The following is an 18,303-nucleotide window of genomic DNA, read 5'->3' as shown; positions in this document are numbered from 1 at the left end:
CGTCAAGCGGAGACACGAGCCAGCTCGTGGCGCAGCAAAGGGAGGTGCACGCGGAACGTCGTGCCCTCGCCGCGCCGGCTCTCCACATCGACGCGGCCGCCGTGGGCCTCGACGATCTTTCGCGCGACCGAGAGCCCGAGCCCGACCCCGTGCGCCACCTTTCGCGTGGAGGCCGCGCGATGAAAAGGCTCGAAGATCCGCTCGATCTCCTCCGGCTCGATCCCGACCCCCTGGTCGGAGACGGCCACGATCGCCTCCTCGCCGTCGCGAATCGCCACGATCCGGATCTCGCCGCCCGTGGGTGAATACTTGATCGCATTGCCGATCAGGTTGTCGAGGACCTGCTCGACCCGCGCCTCGTCGATCTCGCATACCAGCGTTCCCTCGGGGATCGCGAGCGAGATGCGGTGGTTCGGCGACGTCGAGGCATAAAGCTCGACGGAGTCGTTCAGAATGCGGCAAAGATCCAAGGGCCTCTTCGAGAGCTCGAGCTGACCGGCCTGGATGCGCGCGGCTTGCAGGAGGTCGTCCGTCATCCGGGCGAGGCGATCGATTTGCCGATCCACGATCGTCAGCGTCCGGAGCACGCGCGGCTCCGTGGGAAGAGCGCCGCGCGCGAGGACGGTGGTGGACAACTTGATCGCCGCGAGCGGATTGCGGATGTCGTGCGCGACGGCCGCGAGCACGGCGATCTGCTCCTCGCGTTTTCGCGCGATCGACGCGGCCATCTCGTTGAACACCGCCGCGAGCTCCCGGATCTCGATGGGCCCGACATCGGGCGCGCGTGTATGGTCGTCCCCGCGCGCGAAACGCTCGATGGCGCCCCGGAGCGACGATAGCGGGACGTAGATCTGGGAGCGCGCGCCTTGCACGAGCGCGAGGACGAGCAGGAGCAGCCCGCTGATCACGACCACGCTGAGCGTATCCAGCGCGTCGTCCCAGAAGGCCGCGCTCTTCCGCGCTTGCGCCGCGTCCGCCAGGTTGATCGTCACGAGCTCGCCTGCCTTCGCCAGCGCGTCGTCGAAATCGATCTGCGTCTGCTGCAGCGCCTGGCCGAGCGGCACGCCGGCCTTTTCCATTCGATCCCGCGCCGTGAAATAGGTCTCCGTTCGCTTCGAAAGCTCGCCGAGGACCTGCCTTTCCATGTCGCTGCCGACGTGCGCCTCGGTCTCGACCAGCCGGGCCCGGACGACTTGGTGGACGGCCCTTCGCTGGTCGTCCGCCTCCACCCCGTCTCGCGCGACGGCGTGCTCGACGAGACGCCCGTAATGCAGGAGCTCGAGCTCCACGTCCCGCGCGAGGCCGGCCCCCGTCATGGCCATGTCGAGCCGCTCGGTATTGCGATGGAGGACCGCGGTCGCGAGAAACAGCGACATCGCCGAGAGGATGACCAGGAACGAAAGCGCGGCGATCGCCAGAGAGAGGAGCCGGCTCAGCCGCAGCGGGCGTCCCCAATGCCATCGTGTATTAGGCGCTCGATCCATACGCCAAACATGACCCGAGAATGGCGAAGCTGAAAGGCAATCCCGCAGCCGGCCCGGCTCCGCCGCGCCGGCCTTCGTCGTTGCCCTCGATCACGTCGAGCAGCGCGCCGAGCTCGTCCGGCGAGCCCGCCATTGGAAGCGCATGGACAGCGCTCCGCCTCCCAGGATAGTCTCGCGGGACGTCTTGGGATTACGACGGAGGTCTCCCGTGTCGAAGCTGAGCAGGCGTTCCTTTCTTCACATGAGCGGCATTGCCGCGGGTGGTTGGGTTTTTCCGGGCTGCATCGAGAAGGCGGTCGAGATTCCGGCCCACACGGCGACACGTTCGATCATGGACGTCGAGCACGTGGTCATCCTCATCCAGGAGAACCGCTCGTTCGACCATTATTTCGGCACGATGCGCGGCGTGCGTGGCTTCGGCGACCGGTTCACGGTTCCCCTCGCGGAGGAGACCAGCGTCTTTCGGCAGCGCAGCGGCGCCGAGGTGATCCTGCCCTATCACCTCGATTCGACGGCCGGCAACGCCCAGCGCGTCGCCGGGACGCCGCACAGCTTCGTCGACGCACACGAGGCCTGGGATCACGGCCGGTATGGCAGGTGGCCCGAATGGAAAGAGCCGCAGTCGATGGGGTATTACAAGCGCGCCGAGCTCGAGTTCCAGTTCGCGCTCGCCGAGGCCTTCACGCTCTGTGACGCGTACTTCTGCAGCGGCCACACGAGCACGAACCCGAACCGCCTCTACGCGTTCACCGGCACCATCGACAGCCTCGGTCAGAACGGCGGCCCTGCCATCGACAATTCGCACGACTTCCTCGGCGCCATCGAGTCGGGGTACACCTGGAAGACGTACGCCGAGCGGCTCGAAGAAGCGGGGATCTCGTGGCTCGTGTACCAGGATTATACCGACAACTTCTCCGACAACCCGCTCATCGGTTTCCGATCGTTCCGGAAGGCGTTCTTCGAGGACCAGGAGTCGCCGCTCTTCAAGAAGGGCATCGAGTCGAGGCTCTCGAACAAAACCCTCGACGGATTTCGGGAGGACGTGCTCGCGGGACGGCTGCCCCAGGTCTCCTGGATCATCGGGCCGGCCGATTACTCCGAGCACCCGGGCCCGTCGAGCCCGGTGCAGGGCGCCTGGTACGTGCAGCAGGTGCTGGAGGCGCTCACCGAGAATCCCGAGGTCTTCGCGAGGACCGTCCTTTTCGTGACGTTCGACGAAAACGACGGATTCTTCGACCACGTACCGCCGCCCTGCGCTCCCTCGCGGCGGGACGACGGCGTCCTCATGGGCGCGAGCACGGTGGACGATACGGGAGAACGTTATGACGAGACGCTCACCGAGCCGCTCGGAGGCCACCCGCACGGCCCCGGCGTGCGGGTCCCCATGTGGGTCGTCTCGCCGTGGAGCCGCGGGGGATTCGTCTGCTCCGAGAGCTTCGATCACACGTCGATCCTGCGCTTTCTCGAAGCGCGATTCGGCGTGAAGGAGACGAACATCAGCCCCTATCGGCGTGCCATGTGCGGTGATCTCCTCTCGGCGTTCGATTTCGTGACACCGAACGACGAAGACCTGCCCACGCTCCCGAGCCTCTCGCAGGACGAGGCCGACGCCATTCGCGCGGAGCAGGAGCAGCTCGCGCAGGTGACGGTGCCGACGGGGGAGAATGGCGCTCTGCCGCAGCAGGAGACGGGAACCCGGCCGTCACGCGCATTGCCGTACGAGCTCGAGGTCCGGTGCGTGGTCGAGGGGGACGAGGCCGTGCTTTCGTTCGTGAACACCGGCAAAGCAGGCGCGGTCTTCCACGTGTACGACCGGCTCGCGCTCACGGAGATCCCGCGACGTTACGCCGTGGAGGCAGGCAAATCCCTCGAAGGGCGGTGGTCGGCGGCGGGAAACCAGTATTCGCTCTTCGTGCTCGGGCCGAATGGCTTCCATCGCGATTTCGTGGATGCCGGATCGCAAGGCGGGATCGAAATCGAGACGATGTACGACGTGGAAGGGTCACGGCTCGGGATTCGCTGCAAGAATGCGGGCGGATCCGTGCAGCGTTTCCTCGTGACGCCACGCGCGTACACGGAGAAGGGCGCGACGCTCGACGTCGACCCCGGGAAAACAGCGGACGCGTGGTTCGACGTATCGGAGAGCGGGCGCTGGTACGACTTCGCCGTGACCGTGGAGGGAGAGACGGGCTTCAGCCGTCGTGTCGCGGGGCGCATTGAAAACGGAGAGCCGTCGATCACCGATCCGGCGATGGGCATGCCCGCATAAAGACATCGAGGGAAACGCGCTACCCTCGCCCCTGCGGCGGATGAAGGAAAGGGGCGAGGTACGTGCGCGCCTGGGCCTCCGTCTGAAAAAAAGCGAGCTCGAATGGGAAGGCGGCGGGGGCGAGCGTGCGTCCCGCCTTGACCACCATCATCGCCATGATCGCGAACGTGAAGCTCGCGCCATGAAGGGCGACTGCGCGATATGGATACGGGCGATCGACCCGGGAGAGCCTCGACCGCGCCTGGGGCGCAATGCCTCGAAGGTCGCGCATGTCTGCGAGGAGCGAGAACGTGCCGTGACGATCAGCGAGATCGAAGACGAGGCGCAGGTACGCCTCGACCGCCGCGACATCGAAGGTGCCGTGTAGCTCCATGCACAGGAGGTCCGACGCCTCCATCCACAATCGTTGCTGCCCGCACATCCACTCGCGAGGAGGGCTCATCCTGCCCTTCTACGTCAAACGAAGCGCCCGGCCTACGGCATTTTCGTTCTCATTGGCCGCGCCGGCCCGGTCGGCATTGCTGCCCGCTCTACTCGTCAGCCCCCCCCACGCGGCGGCAAGCCCAATCGTCCTCACATGGACCTCGACATTCTCGAGAAAGCTCCGCCGCAGCTCGGGCTCCGCGATTCGCTCCGCGCTCCGCAAGATCTCCGCCCGGGCCTTTTCAATCGCCGCCCGCGCTTCCTCTTTCGCCCCCGCCGCCCACAGGACCTCGGCGTGGACCAATCGCACGAGCTTGTCGAGCGTCTCGCGCTTGCCGCTCTCCACGATCGCATTCGCGCGCCGCGCCTCCACGAGCGCCTCCTCCACGCGCCCGAGCGCCACGAGCGCGCGCGCCCGCGAGGCCATCGCCCCCGCGCAGAGCGGCGGCACGTTCGAGAGCGTCGCCTCCGCCTTGCGCGCGAGCACCTCGGCCTCCACGTAATCGCCCCTGCGATACGCTATGCCCGATCGATGCACCTCCGCCGCGCCCGCAATACGATGCCCGCCGTGCGCGCGTCCCTGCTCCTCCGCGCGCGCGGCCGCGAGCGAAGCCTCCGCGAGCCGCCCCCGCTCCGAGAGCACGCGCGCCAGATTCAAATGGCACGCAGCCTGCACGGTCCCGAGCCGCATCCGTTGCGCCGCCGAGAGGCACGTCGAAAGCACCTCCTCGGCTCGGTCGAGATCCCCGAGCTCGGCGCAGACGTGCCCCAGGTTGATCCGCTCGACGCACGCTTGCCGCACGTGCCCGGCGCTCTCGAACAGCGCCATCGAGCGCACGTAGCCGCGCCGCGCCCCCGAGAGGTCTCCCTCGTGCAGCGCGCGGAACGCGCGGAGCTGCCCGATACGCCCCACGGCATAAGGTTCGAGGTCCCGGACCCCGCTCGCGAGCGCCTGCGCCCGCTCGGCCACCCGCGCCGCCCGCTCGGTCCGGCCTGCCTGCAAGAGCAATGTCGCGCCTGGACAAACGCACGCGATCTGCGCGCTCCGCGCCTCGCGTGAGGCTTCCATGGCGAGCGCCTCGTCGAGCCAGCGCTCCACCTCGTCCCACGCCCCGCGCCGGCCCGCCGAGGACACGATCTCCCCGATCGCGCGGAAATACGCGGACGAACCACGCGGCAAGAGCGAGACCGCCTCCCTTGCCCACGACGAACCCCGCTGCGCGTCCCCGCTCCACCGGCTCGCCTCGGCCTGCACGAGCCGCAAGGCCCCGAGCACCTCGCCCTCCGCGCGCCGCGCCCCGAGCTCCGCCCGTTCGATCGCCGCGTCGAAATCGTTGCCCACGAGCGCCTGCTCGGCCGCGCGCACCCACCAGCGGATCGCGAGCTCCGGCTCGTTGCCTCGCTCGAAATGCGTCGCCACGAGCGCCGCGTCCGTCTCTCCCGACGTGCCCAGATACTCGGCCGCGAGCTTGTGCCCGCGCGTGAGATCCTCCGGCGACAGCATCGCATATGCCGCCTCGCGTACGAGCGCGTGCCTGAACGCGAGGTCGTCGCGTGACGCCCGCACCGGATCCGGCCGGCGAATCAGCACCTCCCGCTCGACGAGCTCGTCGAGCGCATCCGAGACGAGCGCCTCGTCGCCCCCGCAAAGCGCGCACACGCCCGCCGGGGAGAACCGCTCGCCGAAGATACTTGCAGCTCGAAGGACCCGCTTCGACGCGCCCCCGAGCGCGTCGAGGCGCGCCTGCACGAGCCCCAGCACCGAATCGGGCAGCCCCTCTTTGCCCTCGGCTGCGGCCCGGATCATCTCCTCCAGGTAAAACGCGTTGCCGCCCGCGCGCGCCGAAACGAGCCGCACCACGGCCGGATCCGCGCCCGCGCCGAGCACCGCGCGCGCGAGCCTTTCGCAGGCCTCCGGCCGCAGCGCTTCGAGACGCATCACCGTCGCGCGCTCCTCCTTCGCGAGCGACGGGAAAAGCACGTGCACCTCGGGCCGCGCGAGCGCGAGCACGCAAAGCGGCATGTCACGCGCGACCGCGACGACGGAGGTCACGAGCTTGACCGTCGGCAGATCCCCCCAGTGCAGATCTTCGAGCAGAATGATCACCGGCGCGCGCGCGCATTCGGCCGTGATCCAGTCCTCGAAGGCCATTCGTGTCGCGTCGCCCATCAGCGCCGGATCCGAGCGCGCGGCCCGCAGCGCGGCGCTCGCGGCGCCCGGCGCGGCCGGCACTTGCGCGAGCTCGCCCAGGAAATCGACCAGCCGACCCACGTCGACCGGGCTCACGAGCGGCGTGATCCGCGCCTCGATCTTGCGACGTTGCGCCTCTGGCGGCTCGCCTTCGACGATCCCCGCGGCGCGGCGCACGAGGTCGGCCATCATCGCGTGCGGCGAACCCGCGCGCAGCGACTCGCCCCGACCGAGCAGGATCGTCGGCGCCTCGGCGCGCCTCGCGAGCCGCGTCGACATCTCCCATCGCAATCGCGATTTCCCCACGCCCGCGGGCCCCGTCACGAGCGCGAGCCGCGCGGCCCGCTCCGCGACGCACGACGTGTACATCGCTTCGAGCAGGGCGAGCTCCCGATCGCGCCCCACCGTCGGCGTCGTGCGACCGAGCAAGCGCGGATGAGCGGGCACGTCCGCGCCGATCTCGCCACGCAAAAGGAATCCGCTGTCTATTTCGTCGACGGCGAGCTGCGCGCCCACGAGCCGCGCCGTCGGCGCATCGAGCACGATCGCCTCCCCGGCCCCGGACGGCCGCAGCCCCGATCCGCGCTCGATCACGTCCGCCGAAAGCCCCATCTCGCCCACGCGCGCGCGCGACGTCGCCACGACGATCCGCACGCCCGGCACGCGCGCCCGCACCGAGAGCGCGAGCCGCGCGCCCCGCAGCGCCTCGTCCCCGGCCGACGCGGCGCTGCCGAAGACGACGATCACCTGATGGCCGAGCGTACCGTGACAAACCCCGCCGAGCTCCGACGCGGACAGCTCCAGAGCGAGCCGCCCCGCGGTCCTGTCCGCGGCGGCCGAGAGATCCGCGAAGACCGCGGTGATCACGCGTTGCTCGCCGCGCCCCGAGAGAAGCTCGCTCGCCGGCCTCGCAGGAAGGCTCGCCAGGGGCACGGGCTCGATTCCGGAGGCGGGCCGCGACGGATCGGCCCGCACCGTGGCCCACGACGGCGGCGGCACCGATCCACGCGCGCGCCGGGCCATCTCGATCGATACACGTTCGAGCGCGCGGGCCATTTCCAGCGCCGAGCCGAACCGCTCGGCGGGGTGTTTCGCGAGCGCCCGCGCCACGAGGGCCGAGAGCTCCGCAGGTACGTCGGGACGCACCACGTCGAGCGGCGGCGGCTCGTGGAGCACGATCTTCGCCAGCACGATGAGCGTCCGGTCCCCGGGAAACGGCCGTTTTCCCGTGGCGAGCTCGTACAGCACGATCCCCAGCGAAAACAGATCCGAGGCCGCGGTCACGTCCTCCTCGCCGCGCGCCTGCTCGGGCGACATGTAGACCGGCGTCCCGAGCCGGCTCCCCCGCTCCGTCAGGGCCCGTTCGCCCGAGGCGCGCGCGATGCCGAGATCGATGAGCTTCACCGGCGGCGACGCGACCTCCGCGAGCCGCCCGGCATCACAAGCGATGAAAAAATTCGCCGGTTTGACGTCACGATGCACGATGCCCTGCTCGTGCAACGCGTAAAGGCCGAGCGCTGCGCGCCGCGCGACCTCGACGGCGACCTCGACCGGAAGTGGCCCGCGCCTCTGCACGTGCGCGAGGTCCGTGCCCTCCAGCCATTCGAGGGCAATGCACGGTTTGCCCTGCCTGTCCATCCCCTCGGCCACGAAACGGACGACGTGCGGGCTCTGGATGCACGACAGATAACGCGCCTCGCGGTGAAAACGCTCGCGCAGATCGGCGCTCGCGTCCTCGTCGAACAGCCGCTTGATGGCCACGAGGCCGCCGGTCGCGTGATCACGGGCGCGGAGCACCTCCCCGAACGAGCCTTTGCCGACGCGCTCGAGGATCTCGAACCGTCCGCCGATCACGCGCTCGGGCGCCCCCATGAAAATCGCGTCTCCCCTCCAACGAAAAATACCGGAGGATCGATCGGCGGTAAAGCGCGGCCTTGCTACGATGGCAGTAGGTCTCCCGCCCCATGAACGAAATCTCCCGTTTCCGCGCCGATCCCGCGCTCGCGAGCGCGCCTTCGCTCGGCCTATGGTTCGCCTACCGCGGCGACGATCTCCTCGTTCGCCTCGTCGACGGCGACCCGACCGCGCCGTTCCCCCACGACATCCCGCTCCTCGAAAGCCTCGGCGCGCTCGGCCTCGAGCCCGTCCGCGTCCAGCCGCTCGGCTGGCTCGACGCCGTCCCGTGTCGATCGGCCGAGCTTTCGCCCGATGCGCCCGTCCCGCCCGGATTCGCTTATGTCTCGCTCCGCCGCTTGCACGGCCGCATCGATCCGGACCTCGAAGTCGCCGCGGGAACGGCGTACCAGGTGCAGCACTGGGACCGGACGCACCAGTTCTGCGGGATATGCGGCGCGCGGCTCGACCTCGAAATCGGGCACCGCTCGAAGCGCTGCACCGGATGCGCGCACCAGCATTTTCCGCACGTCACCCCGGCGATCATCGTGCTCATCGAGGACGGACCGCGCATCTTGATGACGCGGCAGCCGCGTTTTCCTCCGGGCATGTATGGCCTCGTCGCGGGGTTCGTCGAGCCGGGCGAGTCGCTCGAGGCCTGCGTCCGGCGCGAGACGCGCGAGGAGACCGGCATCGAGATCGACGACATCCGCTATTTCGACAGCCAGCCCTGGCCTTTCCCGCACCAGATCATGATCGGTTTTTTCGCGCGCCGCTCGGGCGGCGAGCTCGTCGTCGATCACAACGAGCTCGAAGACGCCGCGTGGTTCGACCGGGGCTCCTTGCCCAAGCTCCCGTCGCCGATGAGCATTGCGCGCAAGCTCATCGACGAATGGCTCGCACGGCGGGCATGACGCACGAGCATACCGATGTGCATCGGCATGCTCGCCCGGTTCTCCATAATGCACTGCATTCGTACGATTGCTTTCTGGTCGCTGTCCTGACCACCGAAACATGCCACGTCCTTTCGGTTTTTCCGCCCGTCGCGAGGGTTGATGGGCGAGCGGCGTGGTTGTAGAAATGTTCGTGTGGCCGCGCGCGGCCGATCGTCCGGCCCGCGCATTCCAAGGTTCGCGATTCGCGGAGGCACCATGCGATCCAGTCATCTCTTCGGACTCTTGCTTTCGAGCTTGTCGCTCGTGGCCGTCGGCTCGATGGGAACGGGGTGCAGCGACGACCCCGGGGGCACGGCGGGCAGCGGCGCGGGCGGAAACGGCGGCACCGGCGCGCAGGGCGGCGCCGGCGGCACCGGCGCGCAGGGCGGCGGCGGGCCGGACACCGACGGAAATAGCGGCTGCGACACCGCGGAGATCATCGACCTGTCGGGGATGGACGTCCCGTCGAAGCTCGACCCGGTCGCGTCCGACAGGGATTATTACAAGGTCGATCTCAAGAAAGGCCAGGCGATCTATCTCGGCGCGACGAGCAAGCCCGACAACGATCCGTACGGTGATTCGTATCCGGACACGGTCGTCACGCTCTGGTCCGCCGACGGCAAGACACAGATCGCGCAAAACGACGATATGTCGGGCAGCAACAACAGCGAGCTTCTCTACCTCGTGCCCGAGGACGGCACGTATTGCCTGGAGGTCTCCGAGTGCGGCGTCGTCTTCGGCCCCGATTTCTGCGCGCCGGCCGAGGGCATCACGAACGTCGATTACAACGTGAGCTCGTTCGAGCTCAACCCGACGGGCTCGCTCATCACGGTCGACAAGGAGCCGAACGAGACGCCCGCGAATGCGACGCTCGTCAAGAAGGTCTCGTTCCCCGAGGGCGGCCCCGTCGAGGGGTATCAATCGATTGGCTGGGGCGCGTTCTCCGCGGTCACGGACAAGGACGTCTACACATTCAAGGTGGAAGCCGACGTCGCGGTCGACATGAACAGCCGCGCGCTCTGCATCTTCGATTTCTGGGCCCCCGCCGGCCCCGAGGGCAGCGGCTCCACGGCGACGAACGGCGTCCTCGTGCGCGTGGCCGCGGCGAGCGCGCCCGACGTGACGCTCGCCCAGACCGACATGAGCGTCCTCGACCTGACGTTCGGTTATCCCGAGCTCCCGAGCCTCACGGTGCCCTGCGACAAGGGGAAGGATTACCTCGTGTTCCTGTCGCGGCCCGACGGCATCACCGCGGGCTCGAACGACTTCTATTTCTTCTCGCACGTCCAGGCGGGCTCGAACCCCGTGGAGAAGGAGCCGAACGACAATACGGCCCAGGGCCTCGAGCTCGCGCCGACGGAGGACGGGACGGGCCGCGTCACGGCCGTCACGGGCAACCTGACGGCGGGCGACAGCGACGTCTTCACGGTCCCGGTCCCCGCGGGCATGGGCCTCGCGAGCGCCTACTGCACGGCGGAGCGGAGCGGCTCGGGCCTCCGGGGCCTGCAGGTCTCGCTGCTCGACGGCAATGATCAGTTCCTCAAGAACGGCTCGGGCGCCGAGGGCTCGGACCACGCCCTCTGGATCGACGGCGCGTTGATCCCGACGGGCGCGACCAATGTCAAGATGCAGGTAAAGGCCGATTCGCAGGATCCGGCCGTCACGGGGACCTATTATTACTGCTCGCTGATCCTGAACCCGCAGTGACGCACGGGTGATAAAAATCACCTCGGCGTAGCCTGTATCCATCATCCCCAATGATGCCCACCCGCAGGGCATCACGTCGGCCCTCGACGAAACATTCCACGAATTCGAGGGCCATTTCGCCGCCCATCGCCCATTTCGTCCACGTGCCGTTCGGGGCATCGGTGTACCCTCGCCGACCGAGGAGGAACAATGATGCCTCGTTCGATAACCTCTCATCGGCCGCGCCCGAGGAGGCGCGGATGGCCCCTTGCCCCGCTCGTGCTCGCCGCGGTGCTCGCACCGGCGGCGATTGGCTGCTCCGGGGACGCCGGAACGTCCGCGACGGATCCCGGGCGCGTCACCATGCACCGGCTCAATCGGGTCGAGTACAACAATACGGTCCGCGACCTGCTCGGCACGGCGCGGAGCCCCGCGGACGATTTCCCCGCCGACGATCGCGGCTATGGCTTCGACAACATCGCGGACGTCTTATCGATCTCGCCGCTCCAGGCCGAACTTTATGCCCGCGCGGCCGAGGATCTCGCCCGCGAGGCAATGAATCTCCCATCACCTTCCACGACGCTGCGCGTCGAGGCGGAGACGCTCACGGGCCAGGTCGGCGCGGCCGGCGGCGAGGATTGGAACCTGTGGAGCGGCGGCGAGCTGCCGGTCACGCACGAATTCCCCTCGACCGGAAAATATCGCATCGCGGCGCGGGTCTGGGGCGATCAGGCGGGCGCGGACCCCGTGAAAATGAACCTGCTCGTCGGCGGCGCCATCGCGGGCAGCTTCGACGTCAGCCAGACGAGCGCGGATCCCGTGGTCGTCGAGGCCGAGGCCGACGCGAACGCGGGCACGCAGGTCGTCTCCGTCGAATTCACGAACGACTATTACGACGAGGCCGCGGGCGCCGACCGGAACTTGCACGTCGACTGGATCGAGATCGAGGGCCCGCTCGGGGTCGTCGGGGAAAACCCGATCCGCGAGCGCATCGTCGTCTGCGATCCGACGGGCGGCGCCACGTGCGTCCGGGAGATCCTGCAAAAATTCGCCGAGCGCGCGTTCCGCAGGCCGGTCACGGCGGCCGAGCTCGATCGGCTCGCGGGCGTGGTCGCGCTCGCGGAGCAGCAAGGACAAACCGTCGACGTGGGTATCGAGATCGCGCTCCGCGCCATCCTCACGTCGCCGCATTTCCTGTTCCGCCCGGAGCTCGATCCGAACCCGAACGCGGATACGCCGGCGCACCCGCTCAATGATTTCGAGCTCGCCTCGCGGCTCTCGTATTTCCTCTGGAGCAGCATGCCGGACGAGGAGCTCTTCGCGGCCGCGCGCGAGGGCAAATTGCAGGATCCGGCCGAGATCGAGGCGCAGGTCGAGCGCATGCTCGCCGATCCGAGGGCCGCGGCGCTCACCGACAACTTCGCCGGGCAGTGGCTCTTCACCCGAGCCCTCGACGATCACCAGCCCGATTATTACGCGTTCCCGACCTGGGACGAGACGCTACGCGAATCGATGCGAGAGGAGACCCGCCTCTTCTTCCGCGAGTTCCTGCAGAACGATCTGCCGATCCCCGAGATGCTCACGGCCGATTTCACGTACATCGACGAGCGGCTCGCGACGCATTACGAGATGCCCTCGCCCGGTGCGGAAGGGTTCGTCAAGGTCACGATCGAGGATCCCAATCGAAAGGGTCTGCTCGCGCAGGGTTCGATCCTCACGGTCACGTCCTATCCGACGCGCACCTCGCCGGTGAAGCGCGGCAAATGGGTGATGACACAGATGCTCTGCACCGAGCCGGATGCGCCGCCCCCGGGGGTCGAGGGGCTCGTCACCGAGGAGGTGCCCACGGGCTCGATCCGGCAGCGGCTCGAAATGCACCGCGCGAATCCGATCTGCGCCGGCTGCCACGAGGAAATGGACAATCTCGGCTTCGGCTTCGAGAACTTCGACGGTATCGGCTCGTTCCGCACGGAGGACCTCGGCTTCGCCGTCGATTCGAGCGGCGTCCTGCCGGGCGGCAAGACGTTCAGCGGCCTGACGGAGCTCAGCGCCATCCTCGCCGAGGATCCGCGCTTCATGCATTGCGTCTCCGAAAAGATGCTCACCTACGCGCTCGGTCGCGGCCACGAGCCGGCCGACGCGGACGACCTCGAGCACCTGACGAAGGAGCTCAATGAGCGCGGGCAGAGGTTCGTCGATCTGATCAAGCTCGTCGCGACGAGCGAGCCGTTCCGGATGCGGCGCGGAGAGGCGCCGGGAGGTGCAAAATGAAACGTTTCAAGCTGTCGCGACGCGCGTTCCTCGGCGGAGCGGGCGCGATCCTCGCCCTGCCGGCCCTGGAGATGTTCTCCCCGAAAAACGCGAAGGCCGAGCCGAACGACCTCAAGCGCATCCTCGCGTTTTACGTGCCGAACGGCATCCACATGCCGGCCTGGACGCCGACGACCGAGGGCGACCAATACGCGCTCCCCACGATCCTCGAGCCGCTCGGCGCGCTCCGTGAAAAAGTCCTCGTCCTTTCCGGCCTCGCGAACACACCCGCGCGGCCCGACGGGCCCGGGGATCACGCCGCGGGCACGGCGGGCTTCTTGACGTGCCGCCACGTCGTGAAGACCGAGGGGGCGAACATCAAGAACGGCATCTCCATGGACCAGGTCGCCGCGGCGCACCTCGGCCAGTTCACGCGGATCCCCTCGCTCCAGCTCGGCATCGACGGCGGCTCGAGCGCGGGCGATTGCGACTCGGGGTATAGCTGCGCCTATGCGCGGAACATCTCCTGGGCCTCGGAGACGCAGCCGCTGCCGAAGGCGGTGAATCCCCAGGTCGTGTGGGACATCCTGTTCGGCGGCTTCGACCCCAAGGCCACGGCCGAGGAGCAGGCGCGGCAGAAGATCTATCGCACGAGCGTCCTCGATTACGTGCTCGAAGAGGCGAACTCGCTGAACGGCAAGCTCGGCACCACCGATCGGCGCAAGCTCGACGAGTACATGACGGGGATCAACGAGCTCGAAAAGAAGATCCAGAAGACGGACAGCGGCCCGCAATGCACGCCGATGAACCGTCCGCCCGGCGACCTGCCCTATCCCGAGCACGTGAGGATGATGCTCGACCTCATCGCGCTCTCCGTGCAATGCGACGCGACGCGGGTCGTGAGCTTCATGCTGGGCAACGCGGGCAGCGGCCGGAGTTATCCGTTCCTGCTCGTGAACGAGGGGCATCACGAGATCTCGCACCACCAGAACCTGGATGCGAACTACGAGAAGCTCACGATCATCGACCGGTGGGAGGTGGAGCAATTCGCCTACCTGCTCGGCAAGCTCCAGGCGATCGACGAGGGCAACGGCGTGAGCGCGCTCGACTCCTCGGCCGTGTTCTTCTCCAGCGAGATCGAGGACGGCAACGCCCACAGGCACACGAACCTGCCGGTCCTCGTCGGCGGCAGCCTCGGCGGGGTCTTCAAGCCCGGAAGGCACGTGGTGTATCCGGACGAGACGCCGCTCGCGAACCTGTTCCTTTCGATGCTGCAGGGCGCGGGCGTCCCCGTCACCACGTTCGGCGACAACGGCACGGGCCCCCTTTCGAACCTCTGATTCGTGCCGCGCGGGCGACGATTCCCCCGTCGCCCGCGCTTCGCTCGCTTCAGGGCACTTCTGCGAGCACCCGCATCGCATTGCCTCGAAGAATCTTCCCGATCGCCTCGGGCCGCATCCCCGCTTCGAGGAGCGCGTCCGTGAGCAGCGGCAATCGCGCGGCGTCGCAGAGATCACGCGTCGGCACGATGAAGCCGTCCCAGTCCGATCCGAGCGCGGGCGTGTCCTCGCCGCAGACGTCGATGATGTGTTTCAGGTGCTTCACCACGGGCGCGAGCCCGTCCCCGCCGAGAAACTGCGGGCAAAAGATGACGCCCACGACGCCGCCCTTGTCGGCAATGGCGCGGAGCTGGTCGTCGTCCACGTTGCGCCAGTGCTGGAACGCGCCGACGACCCCGGTGTGGCTGACGATCGGCGGGCGTTTGGCCATCTCGCACGCTTCGAGGAAGCCCGTGCGATTGATGTGCGCGAGGTCCACGACGACGCCGAGCGCCTCGCACGCCGCGACGACCTCGCGGCCAAACGGCGTGAGGCCCGCGTCGTCCTTGCGCCCGCGGCCATACGCCGGATAACAGAGCTCATTCCGACTGAAATGGCAGAGGCCGAGGTACCGCACGCCGCGCCGCGCGAAATGCGCGAGTTTGTCGAGGGAACCTTCGAGCGCGTGCCCGCCCTCGATGCCGAGCAGCGCGCCGACTTGCCCGCGGGCCCGCGCCGCCTCGATCTCGGCCGCCGTGCGCACCTTGGCGAGGCGGTGCGGCGCGCGCGAGATCTGCCCTTCGAGCGCGTCGATCTGCTCGTCGATGACCCGCGCGAGCCCGTGCCGCTGGCCGATGGGCAGCGAGACGAGCCCGAAGAACTGCGCCCCCATGCCGCCCTCTTTCATGCGCGGCACGTCGACGTGCCCGCCGAGCGCAGCGAGCGGGAGCGGCGGATCGTGGCGGGCGTGCAGGTCGTAGCCCACCCAGCGCGACCACATCAAGCTGTCGGCATGCAAATCGATCGCGGGGTAAAGGTCGTGGAGCGCGCGCGCTTCGGGGGAGCCGTGCATGGCGCGCCGAGGATAGCAGAAAACCCTACCGCCGAGACCAACCCCCGAGCGTGAATCCGGGGCGCGACTGCAAAAACTTCACGACGGCGACGGGCGGGGTCGACCAGGCCGCGAATCGCTCGGGCATCCATTCGCTCGGCACGACGACGCTGCGCGTGTACCCGCTCCAGAGGCCGTCGCTGCACGCATAACAATCGGCGCGCGCGAACTGCGCGTCGACGCGGAGCCCGCCGCGCTCGCCATACACGGGGAAGATTTGCACGAGCTCGGGTGGATCCTCTTCTTTTCGTGCCTCCTCCGGATCCATGTCGCCCTCGTCGAGCAAGGGCTCGGCGCGCCGCGCGAGCGCCTCCTTGTTCGGCATGTGGTGCATGAGATCGATCTCCTTGCCCGCCTCCGCGTCCCACAGCTTGAAGCTCGCCGAGGTGTTCCCATGCGCGCCGCACGCGAAGACGTACACGGTCTCGTGCACGAAGAGGTACGGCCCGACGCTGCCGAGGAGCTCGACACGATGCGAGAGCTCGGCGGCGCCGTCGGCCTCTTCGTCGTCGCCCGGATCCACGACGACTTGCCGCGCCTGATCGTCGCGCGGCGCGAGCCACGCATGCATCACGGTCCCGAGCAGGGAGTTTTCCGTGGGCGTATCGCCCTCGCAGCCACCGAGCTTGATCTCCGCCTCGCGCTCGCGCCAGACGAGCTCGCCGCGGCTCGTCGCAATCACGACCCCCGGCTCCTCGCCGAGCACGCGCCCGTCGTCCACCACGCGATACGTCATCGGCCGCTCGTCGGCTTTCCTGCCCCAGACGAGGACCTCGCCGTCGGATTCCGCCTCGGGAGGCGCGGCGCGAGGCCCCGCGGCGAGATCGACGGCAGGCGCCGCGGCCGGGCGATTTCCGCCGCAACCCGAGGCCAGCACGATCGACGCCGCGAGGAAGGCGAACGGGCGAGCCGACGAGGACATCAGGCGCCTTCGACGACGACGCGGTTCATCCGGACGGGGGTGATGGGCCGGTCGTCGCGATCGGTGCGGGTCTTCTCGATCTGGCGCACGACGTCCATACCCTCGATGACGCGGCCGAAGACGGGGTGCTTCGAGGGGCCGGGCGTGAAGAAGTCGAGGAAATCGTTGTGCACGGTGTTGATGAAGAACTGGCACGAGCCGCTGTTGGGGTCGCCGGTGTTCGCCATCGAGAGCGTGCCGGGCTCGTTCGAGATCTTGGCGTTCGCCGGATGCTCGTCCTTGATCGTCCCGTCCGGCCCGTCGCCCGTGCCCGCGCGCGGGCTCTTCGGGTCGCGGCTGTGCGGACAGCCGAACTGGATCATGAAGTTGTTGATGACCCGATGGAAATGCAGGCCGTCGTAAAAGCCGCTCTTCGCGAGCTTGATGAAGTTATTGGCCGTGATCGGCATCTTGTCGACGAAGAGCTCGACCTTGATGTTGCCGAGAGAGGTCTCGAGGAGCGCAGTCGGATTTGCCATGGGCGCGGAGCGTAGGCCCTCCGGGGCGAGCTCGGCAAGGGGCACGGGAAACAACCTTCGACGCTCGGGGGTCACGCTCGGACAAGCCGAGCGTCGCCACCAAACCCCCTTGCGCGAAGGGCTGCACGAGCGTACGCCCCGGACCGACGACATGCGAACCGAGCGGAAGAGCCGGGGCGAGGTGATGCGCTTCTTCGCGACGGCGGCGAAGGGCACGGAGGGCGCGCTGCGCGACGAGCTGCGCGAGGCGCGCTTCCGCGAGGTGCGCGCGGATCGAGGCGGCGTGCACTTCGAGGGCCCCATCGAGGAGGGCATGCGCGCGTGCCTGGAGCTGCGCATCGCGGTGCGCGTGCTCGCGCTGCTCGCCGAGTTCGAGGCGGCGACGGGCGAGGCGCTCTACGAGGGCGTTTCACGCGTGGATTTCAGCCCGTACGTGGACCCCAAGCGCACGCTCGCGGTGCGCGCGGCGTGCAAGGACAGCCGCCTCACGCACACGCAGTTCATCGCGCAGAAGACGAAGGACGCGATCGTCGATCAGGAGCGCAAGCAGCTCGGCGCGCGATCGAGCGTGGACCTCGACGACCCGGACCTCGGCGTGTTCGTGCACGTGGTGCGGGATCGGGCGAGCCTGTACGTGGATCTTTCGGGCGAATCGCTGCACCGGCGGGGCTACCGCAAGCGCATCGAGGAGGCGCCGCTCAAGGAGACGCTGGCCGCGGCGATCCTGCGACTTTCGGGCTGGGACCTGCAAAGCCCGCTCGTGGACCCGATGTGCGGCTCGGGGACGATCCCGATCGAGGCTGTGCTCTGGGCGCGCGACGTGGCGCCGGGGCTCCTGCGCGAGCGGCACGGCTTCGAGCGGTGGCCGAGCCACGACGAGACACGGAAGAGGCAAATCGCGCAGATGCGCGAGGCCGCGCGGGCGCGGGTGAAGAGCGAGGGGCCGTTCGTCGCGGGGAGCGACGTGTCGCCGCAGGCGATCGAGACGGCGAAGCAAAACGCGAAAGCCGCGGGCGTGCGGCTGCATTTCTCGCGCGCGGACGTGCGGGACGTGGAGCCGCTGGAGCCGCCGGGGTTCATCGTGACGAACCCGCCGTACGGGGAGCGTCTGTCCGGAGGAGAGGAGCTCTACCGCGGGATGGCGGAGGCGTTTCGGCGCTTGTCCGGGCACACGGTGGTGCTGCTCGCGGGGACGCCGGAGATCTCGCGGGCGATGCGGATCCGGCCGGACAAGGAGATCACGGTCTGGAATGGCCCGATCGAGTGCCGGTTGTTCTCGTATTCGATACGGTGATAAAGAGG

13 protein-coding genes are annotated in these 18,303 nt (G+C 68.4%); 6 read left to right on the top strand and 7 right to left on the bottom strand.

The window, feature by feature from the left end; translation table 11 throughout:
* Positions 1 to 2: 2 nt before the first annotated feature.
* A complete protein-coding gene (locus QHF84_RS08725; RefSeq protein WP_281312736.1) occupies positions 3 to 1,484 on the bottom strand; it encodes a HAMP domain-containing sensor histidine kinase in 1,482 nt (493 codons plus the stop codon).
* Positions 1,468 to 1,617 carry a hypothetical protein gene (locus tag QHF84_RS08720; protein WP_281312735.1) on the bottom strand — a complete coding sequence of 50 codons (150 nt, stop codon included), beginning with the start codon at positions 1,615 to 1,617 and terminating at the stop codon, positions 1,468 to 1,470. The genes QHF84_RS08725 and QHF84_RS08720 overlap by 17 nt, the downstream gene beginning before the upstream one ends.
* 75 nt (positions 1,618 to 1,692) lie before the next feature.
* On the opposite strand from QHF84_RS08720, the gene QHF84_RS08715 reads away from it, so the two are divergent.
* Complete coding sequence (locus tag QHF84_RS08715) at positions 1,693 to 3,753, top strand: phospholipase C, phosphocholine-specific (RefSeq protein WP_281312734.1); 2,061 nt, start codon at positions 1,693 to 1,695, stop codon at positions 3,751 to 3,753.
* Between the two features lie 19 nt (positions 3,754 to 3,772).
* Here QHF84_RS08715 and QHF84_RS08710 read toward each other — a convergent pair whose 3' ends face one another.
* A complete protein-coding gene (locus QHF84_RS08710; protein WP_281312733.1) occupies positions 3,773 to 4,195 on the bottom strand; it encodes an STAS/SEC14 domain-containing protein in 423 nt (140 codons plus the stop codon).
* A gap of 9 nt (positions 4,196 to 4,204) precedes the next feature.
* Positions 4,205 to 8,239: a serine/threonine-protein kinase gene (locus QHF84_RS08705; RefSeq protein WP_281312732.1), complete on the bottom strand. Its 4,035-nt coding sequence runs from the start codon at positions 8,237 to 8,239 to the stop codon at positions 4,205 to 4,207.
* Positions 8,240 to 8,331: 92 nt separating this feature from the next.
* On the opposite strand from QHF84_RS08705, the gene nudC reads away from it, so the two are divergent.
* From nudC to QHF84_RS08685, 4 genes are all read left to right on the top strand, one after another.
* Complete coding sequence (gene nudC / locus QHF84_RS08700) at positions 8,332 to 9,174, top strand: NAD(+) diphosphatase (protein ID WP_281312731.1); 843 nt, start codon at positions 8,332 to 8,334, stop codon at positions 9,172 to 9,174.
* Positions 9,175 to 9,411: 237 nt separating this feature from the next.
* Positions 9,412 to 10,902: a hypothetical protein gene (locus tag QHF84_RS08695; RefSeq protein WP_281312730.1), complete on the top strand. Its 1,491-nt coding sequence runs from the start codon at positions 9,412 to 9,414 to the stop codon at positions 10,900 to 10,902.
* A 342-nt stretch (positions 10,903 to 11,244) separates the two neighbouring features.
* A complete protein-coding gene (locus QHF84_RS08690) occupies positions 11,245 to 13,152 on the top strand; it encodes a DUF1592 domain-containing protein (protein ID WP_281312729.1) in 1,908 nt (635 codons plus the stop codon).
* On the top strand, positions 13,149 to 14,471 hold the full coding sequence (locus QHF84_RS08685) for a DUF1552 domain-containing protein (RefSeq protein WP_281312728.1): 1,323 nt from the start codon (positions 13,149 to 13,151) through the stop codon (positions 14,469 to 14,471). Before QHF84_RS08690 ends, QHF84_RS08685 begins: the two co-directional genes overlap by 4 nt.
* Positions 14,472 to 14,520: 49 nt before the next feature.
* Here QHF84_RS08685 and QHF84_RS08680 read toward each other — a convergent pair whose 3' ends face one another.
* The 3 genes from QHF84_RS08680 to QHF84_RS08670 are packed head-to-tail and all read right to left on the bottom strand — an operon-like array spanning position 14,521 to position 17,001.
* Positions 14,521 to 15,522, bottom strand: coding sequence for a dipeptidase (locus QHF84_RS08680; RefSeq protein WP_281312727.1), 1,002 nt, complete (start codon positions 15,520 to 15,522; stop codon positions 14,521 to 14,523).
* A gap of 25 nt (positions 15,523 to 15,547) precedes the next feature.
* Positions 15,548 to 16,483, bottom strand: a complete 936-nt coding sequence (locus tag QHF84_RS08675) for a hypothetical protein (RefSeq protein ID WP_281312726.1) — start codon at positions 16,481 to 16,483, stop codon at positions 15,548 to 15,550.
* Positions 16,483 to 17,001: a peptidylprolyl isomerase gene (locus QHF84_RS08670; protein WP_281312725.1), complete on the bottom strand. Its 519-nt coding sequence runs from the start codon at positions 16,999 to 17,001 to the stop codon at positions 16,483 to 16,485. Before QHF84_RS08670 ends, QHF84_RS08675 begins: the two co-directional genes overlap by 1 nt.
* A 151-nt stretch (positions 17,002 to 17,152) precedes the next feature.
* Between QHF84_RS08670 and QHF84_RS08665 the strand changes: the two genes are divergently transcribed.
* Entirely contained in the window at positions 17,153 to 18,295 is a 1,143-nt protein-coding gene (locus QHF84_RS08665) for a THUMP domain-containing protein (RefSeq protein ID WP_281312724.1), read from the top strand.
* The last annotated feature ends 8 nt before the right edge of the window (positions 18,296 to 18,303 follow it).

This window comes from Polyangium sp. y55x31 (genome assembly GCF_029946505.1).
GTDB lineage: Bacteria > Myxococcota_A > Polyangia > Polyangiales > Polyangiaceae > Polyangium.
The sequence above is the reverse complement of the archived record's forward strand: the minus strand, read 5'-3'. Positions and strand labels throughout refer to the sequence as shown.

Excerpts from the sequence above, each read along its gene's own strand:
- QHF84_RS08725 (WP_281312736.1), bottom strand. The coding sequence starts at position 1,484 with ATGGATCGAGCGCCTAATACACGATGGCATTGGGGACGCCCGCTGCGG.
- QHF84_RS08720 (WP_281312735.1), bottom strand. The coding sequence starts at position 1,617 with ATGGCGGGCTCGCCGGACGAGCTCGGCGCGCTGCTCGACGTGATCGAG.
- QHF84_RS08710 (WP_281312733.1), bottom strand. The coding sequence starts at position 4,195 with ATGAGCCCTCCTCGCGAGTGGATGTGCGGGCAGCAACGATTGTGGATG.
- QHF84_RS08705 (WP_281312732.1), bottom strand. The coding sequence starts at position 8,239 with ATGGGGGCGCCCGAGCGCGTGATCGGCGGACGGTTCGAGATCCTCGAG.
- nudC (WP_281312731.1), top strand. The coding sequence starts at position 8,332 with ATGAACGAAATCTCCCGTTTCCGCGCCGATCCCGCGCTCGCGAGCGCG.
- QHF84_RS08695 (WP_281312730.1), top strand. The coding sequence starts at position 9,412 with ATGCGATCCAGTCATCTCTTCGGACTCTTGCTTTCGAGCTTGTCGCTC.
- QHF84_RS08690 (WP_281312729.1), top strand. The coding sequence starts at position 11,245 with ATGCACCGGCTCAATCGGGTCGAGTACAACAATACGGTCCGCGACCTG.
- QHF84_RS08685 (WP_281312728.1), top strand. The coding sequence starts at position 13,149 with ATGAAACGTTTCAAGCTGTCGCGACGCGCGTTCCTCGGCGGAGCGGGC.
- QHF84_RS08680 (WP_281312727.1), bottom strand. The coding sequence starts at position 15,522 with ATGCACGGCTCCCCCGAAGCGCGCGCGCTCCACGACCTTTACCCCGCG.
- QHF84_RS08675 (WP_281312726.1), bottom strand. The coding sequence starts at position 16,483 with ATGTCCTCGTCGGCTCGCCCGTTCGCCTTCCTCGCGGCGTCGATCGTG.
- QHF84_RS08670 (WP_281312725.1), bottom strand. The coding sequence starts at position 17,001 with ATGGCAAATCCGACTGCGCTCCTCGAGACCTCTCTCGGCAACATCAAG.
- QHF84_RS08665 (WP_281312724.1), top strand. The coding sequence starts at position 17,153 with ATGCGAACCGAGCGGAAGAGCCGGGGCGAGGTGATGCGCTTCTTCGCG.